This is a genomic window from Cupriavidus sp. FW305-F7, from assembly GCF_058782875.1.
The window spans coordinates 186,158-200,678 of the sequence record NZ_JBYSYC010000003.1 but is presented as its reverse complement, the minus strand read 5'-3'; the positions used below and the strand labels follow the sequence as shown (position 1 = coordinate 200,678).

General features: G+C 68.9%; 14 protein-coding genes. 7 read left to right on the top strand and 7 right to left on the bottom strand.

Translation table 11 applies throughout. The features are described 5' to 3' along the window. Positions 1-145: 145 nt before the first annotated feature. The 7 genes from AC3WL8_RS04290 to soxC form a co-directional block, all read right to left on the bottom strand. Positions 146-916: a class I SAM-dependent methyltransferase gene (locus tag AC3WL8_RS04290; RefSeq protein ID WP_492377939.1), complete on the bottom strand. Its 771-nt coding sequence runs from the start codon at positions 914-916 to the stop codon at positions 146-148. 67 nt (positions 917-983) lie between these two features. Continuing rightward, the gene (locus tag AC3WL8_RS04285; RefSeq protein WP_211979428.1) at positions 984-1,865 is read right to left on the bottom strand and encodes an ABC transporter permease; all 882 of its coding nucleotides are present in this window, start codon (positions 1,863-1,865) and stop codon (positions 984-986) included. Positions 1,866-1,881: 16 nt separating this feature from the next. After that, a complete protein-coding gene (locus AC3WL8_RS04280) occupies positions 1,882-2,718 on the bottom strand; it encodes an ABC transporter ATP-binding protein (protein ID WP_153953288.1) in 837 nt (278 codons plus the stop codon). Positions 2,719-2,720: 2 nt separating this feature from the next. After that, a complete protein-coding gene (locus AC3WL8_RS04275; protein ID WP_492377938.1) occupies positions 2,721-3,731 on the bottom strand; it encodes an ABC transporter substrate-binding protein in 1,011 nt (336 codons plus the stop codon). Between the two features lie 79 nt (positions 3,732-3,810). After that, entirely contained in the window at positions 3,811-4,740 is a 930-nt protein-coding gene (locus AC3WL8_RS04270; RefSeq protein WP_492377937.1) for a TauD/TfdA dioxygenase family protein, read from the bottom strand. Between the two features lie 153 nt (positions 4,741-4,893). After that, positions 4,894-5,481, bottom strand: coding sequence for a c-type cytochrome (locus tag AC3WL8_RS04265; RefSeq protein ID WP_013953822.1), 588 nt, complete (start codon positions 5,479-5,481; stop codon positions 4,894-4,896). Continuing rightward, positions 5,468-6,709 carry a sulfite dehydrogenase gene (gene soxC, locus AC3WL8_RS04260; RefSeq protein WP_492377936.1) on the bottom strand — a complete coding sequence of 414 codons (1,242 nt, stop codon included), beginning with the start codon at positions 6,707-6,709 and terminating at the stop codon, positions 5,468-5,470. Before soxC ends, AC3WL8_RS04265 begins: the two co-directional genes overlap by 14 nt. 215 nt (positions 6,710-6,924) lie before the next feature. On the opposite strand from soxC, the gene AC3WL8_RS04255 reads away from it, so the two are divergent. The 7 genes from AC3WL8_RS04255 to AC3WL8_RS04225 all read left to right on the top strand — a co-directional run bounded on the left by AC3WL8_RS04255 (position 6,925) and on the right by AC3WL8_RS04225 (position 14,434). Continuing rightward, on the top strand, positions 6,925-8,055 hold the full coding sequence (locus AC3WL8_RS04255; protein ID WP_013953824.1) for an ABC transporter substrate-binding protein: 1,131 nt from the start codon (positions 6,925-6,927) through the stop codon (positions 8,053-8,055). 4 nt (positions 8,056-8,059) lie between these two features. After that, positions 8,060-8,896, top strand: coding sequence for an ABC transporter permease (locus AC3WL8_RS04250; RefSeq protein WP_211979429.1), 837 nt, complete (start codon positions 8,060-8,062; stop codon positions 8,894-8,896). 12 nt (positions 8,897-8,908) lie between these two features. Next, a complete protein-coding gene (locus tag AC3WL8_RS04245) occupies positions 8,909-9,706 on the top strand; it encodes an ABC transporter permease (protein ID WP_013953826.1) in 798 nt (265 codons plus the stop codon). A gap of 33 nt (positions 9,707-9,739) precedes the next feature. Next, positions 9,740-10,534 (top strand): ABC transporter ATP-binding protein, encoded by a 795-nt coding sequence (locus AC3WL8_RS04240; RefSeq protein ID WP_013953827.1) that lies wholly within the window; start codon positions 9,740-9,742, stop codon positions 10,532-10,534. Between the two features lie 30 nt (positions 10,535-10,564). Beyond that, positions 10,565-11,527 (top strand): TauD/TfdA dioxygenase family protein, encoded by a 963-nt coding sequence (locus AC3WL8_RS04235; protein WP_153953284.1) that lies wholly within the window; start codon positions 10,565-10,567, stop codon positions 11,525-11,527. Positions 11,528-11,558: 31 nt separating this feature from the next. Next, positions 11,559-12,932, top strand: a complete 1,374-nt coding sequence (locus tag AC3WL8_RS04230; RefSeq protein WP_211979430.1) for an LLM class flavin-dependent oxidoreductase — start codon at positions 11,559-11,561, stop codon at positions 12,930-12,932. Positions 12,933-13,162: 230 nt separating this feature from the next. Beyond that, complete coding sequence (locus tag AC3WL8_RS04225; protein ID WP_013953830.1) at positions 13,163-14,434, top strand: O-acetylhomoserine aminocarboxypropyltransferase/cysteine synthase family protein; 1,272 nt, start codon at positions 13,163-13,165, stop codon at positions 14,432-14,434. Positions 14,435-14,521: the final 87 nt, after the last annotated feature.

The following is a 14,521-nucleotide window of genomic DNA, read 5'->3' as shown; positions in this document are numbered from 1 at the left end:
CGCCAAGCATGCCCCGGCCACGGCCCAGGCATGGCTTACCCAAGCAACCGGCGCGTCAGCTTCCCGCGACGGCCCGGAAACCCGAACCCGGCGCCGTTGCGCGCCACGGCGCCGCATTCTGGGTGCGGCAGGCGACGATGTAGCGTCAGGCCAGCCGTTCGCAGCAATAGGCCTCGGTGCGATAAGGGAGAGCAACCTCGGCTCGGCCCGCCAGCGCGGGATGCCCGTCGATAACCGCCTGCAGCCGTTCACGCACGCGGGCTTGCTCCGCCGCCGGCAGCGCGGCAATGAAGCTCACCGACATCACCCGGTCCACGATCACCTGCTGCGGCGCCCCTACATGCGTGTAGGGCAGGCGCTGCAGCGCCAGCGGCCCGAAGCCCTCGGCGGGAAAGACCCGCCTCCAGTCGCCCTTGTAGAAGCGCGGCGCGTCGCCTTCATACGGCGTCATGATGGCCGTCAGCTGCGCCACCCAGTCCACGCTTTCATCGCGCACGTTCCATACCAGCCCTAGCCGGCCGCCGGGGCGCAGCACGCGGCCGATTTCCGCCATCGCGCGCGCATTGGCAAACCAGTGGAAGGCCTGCGCGCAGACGACGGCGTCGACGCTGGCATCGGGCAGCGGGATGGCCTCGGCACTGCCTTCCAGCGCCTGCACTGACGGCAGCACCGTGGCCAGCTGCGCGCGCATCTGCGCCACCGGTTCGACCGCGATCACCGTCGCCCCCGTCTCCACCAGCCGGCGCGTGAACTTGCCGGTGCCCGCGCCCAGGTCCAGCACGGTGCGGCCCGCGCGCAAGCCCAGCGTGCCGCGCAGCCAGGTGTCGATTTCAGTGGGATACTCGGGACGTCCGCGCGCGTAGGTATCGGCCTGGCTGGCGAATCCCTGTGCGGCGGCCTGGTGGATGGCGGTCATGGGTGGGCTCCGGTTGCGTACCGGAGGCGTAGCCTACGCCCCATGCCGGCACACGGCAAGCGGGCGGCTACTGCTGCATGCCCCAGCGGCGCACCGTGAGCCGTTCCAGCGTGGTGAACACCAGCCCCTCCACCAGCAACCCGATCAGGATCACCGCGGCCAGCCCTGCAAAAACGCGGTCGGTGTAGAGCTCATTGCGGTTCTGGAAGATGAACCAGCCCAGCCCGCCCTGCCCCGACGACGCGCCGAACACCAGCTCGGCCGCGATCAGCGTGCGCCAGGCAAAGGCCCAGCCGATCTTCAGGCCCGACAGGATCGCCGGCAGCGCCGCCGGCACCAGCACCAGCGCGACATAGCGCAGCCCGCGCAGGCCGTAGTTGCGGCCCGCCATGCGCAGCGTCGGCGGAACTGACTGGAAGCCCGCGTACATGTTCAGCGCCAGCGGCCACAGCACCGAATGGACGAGCACGAAGACCAGGCTCCTGGTGCCCAGCCCGAACCACAGCAGCGCCAGCGGCAATAACGCTATCGCCGGCAGCGGGTTGAACATGGCGGTGAGCGTATCCAGCACATCGCGCCCAAAGCGCGTGGACACGGCCAGCGAGGTCAGCACGAACGCCAGCACGATGCCGGCCGCATAGCCGCGCAGCAGCACCGACAGCGAAATCGCCGCCTTGCCCGGCAGCTCGCCGCTGCCCACCGCCTCGGCAAAGGCGCGCATCGTGGCCAGGCAGGACGGCAGCAGCAGGTCGTTGTCCTGCACGCGCGCCACCAGCTCCCAGATCAGCCCCAGCGCCAGCAGGATCACCGCCTTGCGCAGCCAGCCGTGTTGCCACAGGCGCTGGTACCACGGCAGCGCGCGCGCAAGCGGGGCTTCGGTGAAGGGTTCAGGATCGCGTTCGTATTCGGGCCGAAGCGTGTCGGCCAGTGTCAGTGTCGGTTGCGTCATGATGCGATGTCCCGGATCAGCGGCCCGCCGCGCTGCGCGCACGCGGCGCGGCCTCGGCGGCGGGCTCGTCGAACAGCAAGGTATGGATGCGTTGCGCGGCGGCCTGGAATTCGGCGCCGCCCTGGCTGGCCAGGCTGAACTGGTGGCTGTTGAGTTCCGCGCGCACGCGGCCCGGGTGCGGCGACAGCAGCAGGATGCGGCTGCCCACCACCAGCGCCTCTTCGATCGAATGCGTGACGAACAGCAAGGTGAAGGCTGCGTCGTCCCACAGCGCCAGCAGCTCTTCCTGCATGCGCCGGCGCGTGAGGGCGTCCAGCGCGGCAAAGGGCTCGTCCATCAGCAGCACCTTGGGGCGCATCGCCAGTGCGCGCGCGATCGCCACGCGCTGCTTCATGCCGCCCGACAGCGTATGTGGGTAGGCATCGGCAAAATCGGCCAGCCCCACCTTGTGCAGGCTGTCCAGCGCCAGCTCGCGCGCCTCTGCCCGCGACAGCTTGCGCGCTTGCCGCAGCGGGAACATCACGTTCTGCACCACCGTTTTCCACGGCGGCAGCTGGTCGAACTCCTGGAACACCACGATGCGGTCCGGGCCGGGCTGCAGCACACGCCGGCCTTCCAGCCGGATCTCGCCCTCGCTGGGCGGAACGAACCCGGCAACCGCCTTCAGCAGCGTGGACTTGCCGCAGCCGGACGGGCCCAGCAGCACGAAGCGGTCGCCGGCATGCACGTCGAAGCTGACGCGATGGGTGGCCCGCACGATGCGCTCGGGCGTGCAGTACTCCAGCGACACGCCATCCACCTGCAGCAGGGGCGTGGCGCGGTCCGACACCACGCGCAGGTTGTGGGTGGCCATGCTCAGCTCCCCTGCGCGGTGACCGGGTCCTGGAAGAAATAGTCCTGCCAGGACTTGGGCTGGTTGCGGATCGCGCCCACGCGGTGCATGAAAGCGGCCAGCGCAAAGGTGTTCTGCGGCGCCACGCGGAACTGCACCTGCGGGTTCTTGAGCACGCGCAGCAGCAGCGCGCGGTCGGTCTTGGCCTTGCTCTGGCGTAGGTAGATGTCGGTGGCCGCTTCCGGATTGGCGGTGGTAAAGGCCGCGGCCTCGGCCAGCGCATCGACGAAAGCGCGATAGGTCTTGGGATTATCGTCGCGGAATTTCTCGGTCGCGTACAGCACCGTGGAGGAGCTGGGGCCGCCCAGCACGTCATACGAGTTCAGCACGATGCGCGCGTTCGGATTGCCGGCCAGTTCCTGCTCCTGGAACGGCGGATTGCCGAAGTGCCCGGTGATCTCGGTGCCGCCGGAAATGATCGCCGCGGCCGCATCCGGGTGCGGCACCGCCACGGTCCACTTGTCGAGGCGGTTGTACTCCTTGTCGCCCCATTGCCTGGCCGCAGCCAGTTGCAGCACGCGCGACTGCACCGACACGCCCACCGCCGGCAGCGCGATGCGGTCCTTCTCCGTGAAATCGGCAATCGATCTCACTTTGGGGTTGTTGCTGACCAGGTAGTACGGGAAGTTGCCCAGCGACGCCACGCCGCGCACGTTCTGCTTGCCGTGGGTGCGGTCCCACAGCGTCAGCAGCGGGCCCACGCCGGCGCCGGCGATATCGATGGCACCGGACAGCAGCGCGTCATTGACCGCGGCCCCGCCCGACAGTTGAGTCCATTCGACCTTGATGTCGACGCCCTGCTGCTTGCCGTGTTTCTCGATCAACTGCTGGTCGCGCGCCACGTTGAGCAGCAGGTAGACCACGCCGAACTGTTCGGCAATACGCAGCTTGCCTTCGGCGTGCGCGGTGCCGGTGATGGCCAGGCCGGCGCTCAGCGCCAGCAGGCCGAGCCTGCGGGAAAAACGAGAGAACATGATCGAAACTCCGGGGAATACGTGGATGAGCGCTTGCCAGTGCAAGCGCGTACGGTGACTTGCGATACTGCTGCCGCCTTCAGCGCGGCACGCCACCTTCGATGGTGGTGCGGTACATCACGCGCCGCAGTTCCGGCGGACAGCCCGCGGCAAGATGCAGCAGCGAGCGGTTGTCCCAGAACACCAGGTCATGTGGCTGCCACTGGTGGCGGTAGATGTGGGCGGGCTTGACGCTGTGCGCGAACAACTGGTCCAGCAGGTCGCGGCTTTCCTTCTCGGGCAGGCCGACGATGCGGGTGGTGAAATGCTCGCTGACAAAGAGCGCCTTGCGCCCCGTTTCCGGATGGGTGCGCACCACCGGCTGCAGCACCGGCCTGACTTGCGCAATCTGCTCCGGCGTCAGGTTGGGCCGCCACGGGCTGCGTTGCTGCAGCTCGGCATAGCGCGCCAGGTAGGTGTGCTCGGCCTGCAGGCCATCAACGGCGCGCTGCAGCGCAGCCGGCAGCGTGTCCCAGGCCAGGTGCATGTTGGCGAACAACGTATCGCCTCCCTCGGCGGGCAGCTCGCGCGCATGCAGCAACGAACCGAGGCTGGGCTTTTCCTTGTACGACAGGTCCGAATGCCAGAAGTGGCCGGCATCGCCCAGCCCGATCGGCTTGCCGTTCTCGACCACGTTGGACACCACCAGCACTTCCGCATGGCCCGGCAGCTGGAACTGGTGCAGCACGTGGATCTGCAGCGGGCCGAAGCGGCGGCTGAAATCGATCTGCTGCGCGGGCGTGATCTGCTGGTCGCGGAACACCACCACGTGGTAGTCGAGGTGGGCGCGATGGATGCGGGCAAAATCCGCGTCGGACAGCGGCTGCGACAAGTCGAGCCCGATCACTTCCGCGCCCAGCGGCGCGTCCAGCGCACGGATCTCGAAGTTGCCCGCATCTGCGAAAAATGCGGTGGAAAGCGGCGCGCTCTGCTGGCGCGAAACACTGGCGTGGGCGGTTGCGGTCGTCATGGCAAGCTCTGGCATACGGGGGAAGCCGATGCGGCATCGGGGATGCCGCGTACAAGCTTGCACTGTAGAGAGCCGGCCATCGCCCGGTCAACGAATCATATCGCTGGCCCTTATCCGCTTATCGCATATCCATGTCTCGACATTTGCGGGCCATCAGGGCTTGCCGGGGCAACCGCTGCGGCACGGCACGTTGGCCGTATCCGGGCGCGCGTCGGCGACAAAGCCATCGCGGTTCGGCATCTTCACCTGCGGCAGCGTGCTCGCGTCCAGCACCGCATCTGCGGGCAGGACGCCGTTCCTGTGCAGCAGCCACGCGGTGACGGCATAGACCTCGTCCGGCGCCAGGCTCTGCGGCGCGTTGTAGGGCATGGCGCGGTTGATGAAGTCGAATACCGTGGTCGCGTAGGGCCAGAAGCTGCCGATGGTCTTGACGGGGTCCTTGCCCCTGGCGGCGTCCTTCAGCGTGCCCTGCCCGCCCACCAGCGCATCGGCCGGCTTGCCTTCGCCATTGACGCCGTGACATGCGGCACAGTGCTGCGCATAGACCTGCTGGCCCCGCGCGACCGTGCCGCTGCCTGGCGGCAGGCCAGTGCCGTCCGGGGTCACGTCGATATTCCACGCGGCAAGATCGCGCTCGCTGGCGGGGCGGCCTATGCCGAAGGTCTGCGCAAGGACCGTTTGCGCAGCGCAGGCCAGCGCCAGCACGGCGACGGCACCGCTGAATCGTTCAAGCGCGCGCATTGGCAATGCTCCCGTCCGCGGCCACGCGCCAGCGCTGGATCGCGTTGTAGTGATAGGTGGAAGCCACGCCGCGCGCGGCCACCAGCTGGTCCGGCGTGGGCTGGACGTTGCCGGCTTCGTCGATGGCGCGGCTCTCCAGCGAAGCTGGCCCGCCATCCCAGCGCCACGGCAGGCGGAAGCGCACCAGGGCGCGGTCCAGCACCGGCTCCTGCAGTTGCGCCTCGCGCCAGCTGCGGCCGCCGTCGACCGACACCTCGACGCGGCGGATACGCCCGTGGCCCGACCACGCCAGGCCCGCGATCTCGTAGAAGCCGCGCTCACGCAATCTGTGATCCGGCGCGGGGAAGGTGATCACGGACTTCACGTCCATCAGGAAGGTGAACTGCCGCGCGCTGCCGTCGGGCAGGGAATCCGTGTATTTCGAAGTCTCTTCGCGCGACATGAACGGCGCGCGCCCCAGCTTCAGGCGCCGCAGCCACTTGATGGACATGTTGCCCTCATAGCCCGGCAGGAACAGCCGCAGCGGATAGCCATGCTCGGGGCGCAGCATCTCGCCGTTCTGCGCATAGACCAGCAGTGCGTCTTCCAGCGCCTTGGCCAGCGGCACGCTGCGCGTCATCGCTGCGCCATCGGCGCCCTCGGCTAGCACCCACACAGCTTCCGGCGCCACGCCGACTTCGTCCAGCACCACGGACAACGGCACGCCGGTCCATTCGCAACAAGACAACAAGCCGTGGCTGATCTGCACGGACTTCGCACCGGGCGCCTTCCACTCGCGCCCGGTGTTGCCCGAGCACTCCAGGAAATGGATGCGCGACACCGACGGCAGGCGCACCAGGTCGTCCATGGTGAAGATGCGCGGGCGCGCCACCAGGCCAAGCACCGCCAGCCGGTGCTGCGCCGGGTCGATCAGCGGGATGCCGGCGTGATGGCGCTCGAACACCAGCCCGGTCGGCGTGATGATGCCGCGCAGGTCCTGCAAAGGCGTCATCGACGAGTTGGCGCCGGGCAGCGGCGCCGCGCTGCGGCTGCGCCGCACCACGTCTTTCTCGAACGGGGACGGCTGGCCATACGGATGCCACAGCACGGGCTCGCCCGGCGTGCGCGTCCACGGCGCAACCGTCAGGGGTTCTGCGCGCGCCGCAGTAGCGGCGCCAGCCGCGGCGGCGCCCAGCACCGCCCCGCGCTGCAGGAAGCGCCGGCGGCCGGAAGTCAGGTCATTGCTCATCGTGAGGGCTTGGTCAGCCTGGCAGGGATCAAAATGCGCAGACTGTAGGACAGCACCGGCGCTCGGCCAACGAAGAAGATTGCATGCCGATATGCCAACGCCGCGCTGCGCGCCATATGCGCGGGGCCGATAACCAAAGTCGGAATCATTCGTTCTGGTCCGCGCGCAGCGCCGCTTATCGTGGAGCCGTCCTCCACTTCAAGAAGGTCTGCACGATGACGACCCCGCGCCCCCATGCCACCGCTGCACCCACGCTGACCCGCCGCGAGCTGCTGCGCTGCGTGGCCTGGTCCGGGCTGGGCATGGCGGCTTCGCTGTCGCCGCTGTCCGCGTTCAGCGCAAGCCCGGCCGCGCGTCCCGACGTGATCCGCGTCGGCGTGGCCCAGCCCGCCACCGGCACCCCGCCCAGCTTTGCCGGCAGTTCGCTGGCGATTGCCCATGCGCGCGGCTGGCTGGAGGAATCGTTCAAACCGACCGGCACCCGCGTGGAGTGGTTCTTCTTCAAGGGCGCCGGCCCCGCCGTCAACGAGGCGCTGGCCAACCGCCAGCTCGACTTTGCGCTGCAGGGCGACCTGCCGTCCATCGTGGCCCGCTCCGCCGGCCTGAAAACGCGGCTGGTGCTGGCCACCGGCGTGCGCGCCAACATCTACGTGGGCGTGCCACCCGATTCGCCGCTGAAGACGGTCAGCGACCTGCGCGGCAAGCGCGTGTCGCTGTTCAAGGGCACCAATATGCATCTGCCGGCGCTGCGCCTGCTGGAAGCGAACGGGCTCTCCGACAAGGACCTGCGTCTGCTGAACCTGGACACGGCCGGCTACCTGGCGGCGCTGTCCACGCGCGACATCGACGCCGCCATCGGCGCCATGGACATCCTGCGCCTGCGCGACAAGGGCGCGGTGCGCATCCTGTACTCCAGCAAGAACCAGTCGCCGATCTACACACGGCAAAGCCACGTACTGGTGAGCGACGAATTCGCCGGGCGCTATCCGGAGGCCACGCAGCACCTGGTGAAGGCCGCGGTCGAGGCGGCGCGGTGGGCCTCGGACGAGAGCCATCGAGAAGAAGTGCTGCGCACCTGGGCGCGTGCGGGTACGCCTTATGACCACTGGAAGGAAGACTTTGACGGCGAGCCGCTGCGGGTGCGGCTGAACCCGAATTTCGATCCCTTCCTGGTCAGCCGCTACAAGGATGCGGTCGAGCAGGCCTATCGCTTCAAGCTGAGCCGTGCGCGATTTGACGTGGACCAGTGGATCGACCAGCGCTTCCTGAAGGCGGCGCTCACCGACCTGAGCCTGCAGAGCTACTGGCCCGTCTACCAACCCAACGGCAAGATCCTGGGAGCCTGACATCATGTCCGTCGCCGATTCGCTTTCACTGCCCGCCGCCGCAGCGCCGCGCGTGGCTGCTCCGCGCAAGCCACTGCGCTGGCAGGATGCCACACGCTGGCTGCTGGCCTGGCCGGTGCCGCTGGCGCTGCTGCTGGTCTGGTATGTGGCTGCCCGCAATGCCTGGATTCCGCCGCAGGTGCTGCCCGCCCCCGAAGACGTCGCACGCACGCTGGCCGACCTGTGGCAAAGCGGCGAGCTGCAGGCCAACCTGGCGATCAGCGCGCTGCGCGTGGCCGGCGGCTTTGCCGTGGGCCTGGCCGGTGGGCTGGCGCTGGGCGCGGCCATGGGCCTGTCGCCGACCTTGCGCGACTACATCTACCCGACCTTCAAGGCCTTCAGCCAGGTGCCGGTGCTGGGCTGGCTGCCGCTGCTGATGCTGCTGGTCGGCATCGACGAGGCGCTCAAGGTGATCCTGATCGCCAAGGCCGCCTTCGTGCCGGTGGCGCTGAACACGTACAAGGGCATCGGCAGCGTGCCGACCCGCTACCTGGAAGTGGCGCGGGTGCTGCAGCTCACGCGCTGGCAGACGCTGTCGCGCGTGGTGCTGCCCGCCGCGGCCGCGCCGGTGTGGAACGGCGTGCGCTACGGCCTGACGCACGCGTGGCTGGCGCTGGTGGTGGTGGAGCTGCTGGCCTCGTCCGAGGGGCTGGGCTACATGATCGTCTACGGGCGCCAGCTGTTCCAGCTCGACATGGTGCTGGCCGCCGTGGTGGTGGTGGGGGTGGTGGGCTTTGCGCTGGACAAGGCGCTGGCGCTGGCCGAAGGCGCGGTGCTGCGCTGGCGCAAGCCGGGCTTCTGAGGCGAGGCCGCGATGACCACTTCTGTAATCCGCCCCCGTATCCGCCTGCCCCGCGCCCTGCGCGGCTGGGTGCTGCCGCTCGCGTTGCTCGCGCTGTGGTGGGCCGCCGTGCGCTTTGGCTGGACCACTTCGCCGCTGCTGGTGCCGGTCTCCAGCGTCTGGGACACCGCGGTGCGTCAGGTGCAGAGCGGCGCGCTGGCCACGGCATTGGCCGCCAGCCTGTGGCGTGACCTGGCCGGCTTTGCCATCGGCGCCAGCGCCGGGCTGGTGTTCGGCACGGCGCTGGGCCTGTCGCGCCTGTTCGAACGCCTGGTCGGCCCGAGCTTTCACACGGTCAAGCAGATCTCGCTGTTTGCATGGATCCCGCTGATCTCGGTCTGGTTCGGGCTGGGCGATGCCGCCAAGGTGGTGTTCCTGTCGCTGGCCGCATTCTTCCCGGTGGTGCTGAACACCTTCGAAGGCATCCGCGCCGTACCGGCCGACCTGCTCGAGGTTGCGCGCGTCTTGCGATTCAGCCGCACCCAGGTGCTGTGGCGCGTGGTGCTGCCGTCGGCGGCCCCGTCGATTTTCGCCGGCATCCACCTGGGGCTGATCTATGCGTGGCTGGCCACGCTCGGCGCGGAGTACCTGCTGGTATCCGGCAAGGGCATCGGCAACACCATGACCGACGGCCGCGAGAACTTCTGGATGGACCTGGTGATCTTCGGCGTGATCGTGGTCGGCCTGGTCGGCTTCACGCTGAACTGGATCGCCAGCCGCATCGAATCCCGCCTGCTTGCCTGGCGCGGGCGCTCGGTAGCCGCGGGCTGAACCACGCAGCCCCTTATTGAACGGAGACCACAAATGCCACACGCCGGCACGCTAAGCATCGCGCACCTGCACAAGCAGTACGAAGTCGAGGGCCGGGCGCTGCCCGTGCTCGAGGACATCACCCTGACCATCGCCCCGGGCGAGTTCTTCAGCATCGTCGGCGCCAGCGGCTGCGGCAAGTCCACCCTGCTGCGGCTGGTGGTGGGCCTGGAAGAGGATTACCGCGGCGAGATCCTGCTGGACGGCAAGCGCGTATCGGGCACCAGCCTGCAGCGCGGCATCGTGTTCCAGGAGCACCGCCTGTTCCCGTGGCTGACAGTCGAGCAGAACATCCGGCTGGCGCTGCTCAACACGCCGGGCAGCGATGCGGAGAAAGACCGCAACGTTGCCGAGCATATCGCGCTGGTTGGCCTGCGCGGCTTCGAGCAGGCCCATCCGCACCAGCTTTCTGGCGGCATGTCGCAGCGCGTGGCGATTGCGCGGGCACTGGTGACGCGGCCGGAGATCCTGCTGCTCGACGAGCCCTTCGGCGCGCTCGATGCCATGACGCGGGCCCACCTGCAGCAGGAACTGCAGCGGATCTGGCAGGCCGAGGGCATCACTATGATCCTGGTCACGCACGACGTCGAGGAAGCCGTCTTCCTGGGCGACCGCGTGGTGGTGATGGAACCCCGGCCCGGCCGCATCCGCCGCGTCCTGCCGGTGGACCTGCCGCATCCGCGCGAACGCGCCGGACTTCCGTTCGCGCGCGTGCGCGATGCCGTGCTGCGCGAATTCGCCGGGCAGGAGCCTGTCGTGCAGCGGGCGCCCGAACCTGAACTCGCCTGACCCAACCCTGATCCCCTCCGGAGCTTCGTGATGACCCAAGCCAACGCTACGCAAGACCAGACCGTCCAGCTCGACATCCACCCGGTTGCCGGCCGCATCGGCGCCGAGATCCGCGGCGTCACGCTGCACGGCGACCTGCCGCCCGCCACCTTCGCCGCCATCCGCGCAGCCTTGCTCAGGCACAAGGTGCTGTTCTTCCGCGACCAGGTGCATCTGGACGATGCCGCACAGCAGGGCTTTGCGCGCCTGTTCGGCGACACCGTGCCGCACCCGACCGTGCCCTCGCGCGACGGCACGCAATTGCTAGAGCTCGACTCGCAGCACGGCGGCCGCGCCAACTCCTGGCATACCGACGTGACCTTCGACCTGGCCTACCCCGCGGTCTCGGTGCTGCGCGCCGTGACCGTTCCCGCCGCCGGCGGCGACACGGTGTGGGCCAACACCGCCGCCGCGTACCAGGACCTGCCCGAGCCGCTGCGCGAACTGGCCGACAAGCTGCGGGCGCTGCACACCAACGACTACGACTACGCGGCCACGCGCGTCAATCCGAGCGACGAAGGGCTGAAGCGCTACCGCGAAGTCTTCACCTCGGCGCTCTACGAGACCGAACACCCGGTGGTGCGCGTGCACCCGGAAACCGGCGAACGCACGCTGGTGCTGGGCCACTTCGTCAAGAAGCTGCTGGACTACGCGTCGGCCGATTCGGCGCACCTGATTGCCGTGCTGCAGGGCCATGTGCACCGTCTGGAGAACACCGTGCGCTGGCGCTGGCGCGCGGGCGACGTCGCCATCTGGGACAACCGCGCCACCCAGCACTACGCCATCAACGACTATGGCGACGCGCACCGCGTGGTGCGCCGCGCCACCGTGGCCGGCGATATACCGGTCGGTGTGGATGGCCGCCGCAGCAAGGCGGTGAAGGCGGGCGTGCGCGGCGAGGGCGCGGCGCCGGCCAACCAGTCCGCCGCTGCCGCGCAACGGCAAGCGGCCTGATCCAGCCAGTGTCTTCCGGGGAGCACGATCGATGTCACAGCAAAAGCCGCCGCGCCAGCTGCATCTGGGCGCCTTTCTCCAGGCCACCGGGCACCATGTCGCCGGGTGGCGCCATCCGGCCGCGCAGGCCGATGCCGGGCGCAACCTGGCGCACTACATCGCGCTGGCGCAGCGCGCCGAGTCCGCGGGGTTCGATGCGCTGTTCCTGGCGGACGGCGTCGCCATCCGCGGCATGGACGATGCCACCCTGCCGCGCACCGCGCGCGCCGCCACCTTCGAGCCGTTGACGCTGCTGTCGGCACTGGCGGCGGTGACGCAGCGCATCGGCCTGGTGGCAACCGTCTCCACCACCTACAACGAGCCCTTTCATGTGGCGCGCAAGTTCGCCTCGCTCGACCACCTCAGCGGCGGCCGCGCGGGCTGGAATGTGGTGACGTCGTGGTCGGATACCGAAGCACGCAACTTCAGCCTCGAACGTCATCCCGCGCATGCTGACCGCTACGCCCGTGCCGAGGAGTTCGTCGACGTGGTGACCGGGCTGTGGGACACCTGGGAGGACGATGCCTTCCTGTACGACAAGGACAGCGGCCGGCATTTCGATGCGGACAAGCTGCACACGCTGGACCATCGCGGCGCGCACTTCCAGGTGCGCGGGCCGCTCAACGTCCCACGCCCGCCGCAGGGCCATCCGGTGATCGTGCAGGCCGGCTCGTCCGAGGCGGGGCAGGAGCTGGCGTCACGCACCGCCGAGGTCATCTTCACCGCGCAGCAGTCGCTGGCCGATGCGCAGGCCTTCTATCGTGGCCTGAAGGCGCGGCTCGCGCGCTATGGCCGCACGCCCGACCAGCTCAAGATCCTGCCTGGCGTGTTCCCGGTGGTAGGCCGCAGCGAGGCCGAGGCGCGGGAGAAATTCGAAGCGCTGCAAAGCCTGATCCATCCGTCGGTGGGGCTGGCCCTGCTGTCGCAGCACCTGGGCGGGATCGACCTGAGCGGCTATCCGCTGGACGGCCCGCTGCCCGACAACCTGGCCGAACCGAACGGCGCCAGGAGCCGCTTCCAGCTGGTTACCGGCCTGGCCCGGCGCGAGCGGCTCACCATCCGCCAGCTGTGCCTGCGCGTGGCCACCGCACGCGGCCACTGGTCGATCCACGGCACGCCACAGTCCATCGCCGACCAGCTGCAGGCGTGGTTCGAGGGCGAGGCCGCCGATGGTTTCAATGTCATGCCGCCCTGGTTGCCGGGCGGGCTCGATGACTTCATCGAACTGGTGCTGCCGGAGCTGCGCCGGCGCGGGCTCTTTCGCGACGGCTATACGGGCACCACGCTACGCGAGCACCTGGGGCTGCGCCGGCCGGAGAACCTGCGCTGGCAGCAGGAAGAACCGCCGCTCGCGGTCGGGGCATGACCCGTGCGCTGCGGCGCCGCGCATATCCAAATGCAATAAGTTTCCTTGCCTCGCGCGAGCGCCGTCGGCAACCATAGCGGCCACGCCGCAGGGGCGTGCGCGGGCCGGCTGTTACCATCGCACGGCCTGGTGCGCCCGCGCGGCGCACCGCTCGGCATGCCCGGCGCCACGGCAGGCCTTGCCCCGTCGCGCCGGTCCGGCACCCAACAGCGAGACGAAGAGAGAAGAAGATGAGACTCGAAACCCTGGCTGTCCATGGCGGCTATTCGCCCGATCCCACCACGCGCGCGGTGGCCGTGCCCATCTACCAGACGGTGGCCTACGCCTTCGACAGCGCCCAGCACGGCGCCGACCTGTTCGACCTGAAGGTGGCCGGCAATATCTACAGCCGGATCATGAACCCGACCAACGACGTGCTGGAGCAGCGCCTGGCCGCGCTCGAGGGCGGCGTGGGCGCGCTGGCGCTGGCGTCCGGCATGGCGGCGATCACGTATGCGATCCAGACCATTGCCGAGGCCGGCGACAACATCGTCTCGTCGAGCCAGCTCTATGGCGGCACCTACAACCTGCTGGCACACACGCTGCCGCAGTCCGGCATCGAGACCCGCTTTGCCGATGGCCGCAACCCGGCCAGCTTCGGCGACCTGATCGACGCGCGCACCAAGGCGATCTTCGTGGAGTCGGTGGGCAACCCGCTCGGCAACGTCGTGGATATCGAAGCCATTGCGCGCGTGGCGCACAACCACGGCGTGCCGCTGATCGTCGACAACACGGTGCCGTCGCCCTACCTGTGCCGGCCGTTCGAGCATGGCGCGGACATCGTCGTGCATTCGCTGACCAAGTACCTGGGCGGCCATGGCAACAGCGTCGGCGGCGCCATCATCGACAGCGGCAAGTTCCCGTGGGCCCAGCACAAGGAGCGCTTCAAGCGCCTGAACGAGCCCGACGTGTCGTACCACGGCGTGGTCTACACCGAGGCGCTGGGCCCGGCGGCCTATATCGGCCGCGCGCGCGTGGTGCCGCTGCGCAATACCGGCGCGGCGCTGTCGCCGTTCAATGCCTTCCTGATCCTGCAGGGCATCGAGACCCTGGCGCTGCGGCTGGACCGCATCACCGAGAACGCGCTGGCGATCGCCCGCCACCTGCAGCAGCATCCCAAGGTGGACTGGGTCAACTTTGCCGGCCTGCCCGACCATGCCGACCACGCGCTGGTGCAGAAGTACCTGGGCGGGCGAGGTCCCGGCATCTTGTCGTTCGGCCTGAAGCAAGGCGGCCGCGAAGGCGGCGCGCGCTTCCTGGATGCGCTGCAGCTGTTCACGCGGCTGGTCAATATCGGCGATGCCAAGTCGCTGGCCACGCATCCGGCGTCGACCACGCATCGGCAACTCAATGCGGATGAACTGAAGGCGGCTGGCGTCAGTGAGGACATGGTGCGGCTTTCCGTCGGCATCGAGCATATCGATGATCTGATCGAGGACCTGGACCGCGCGCTCGCGGCCTGAGCCCAGGCCACAGACGTCAAAGCGACCGGCTGATTTGCTCCCCTCTCCCGCTTGTGGGAGAGGGGCACGGGGTGAGGGCAGGCGGTG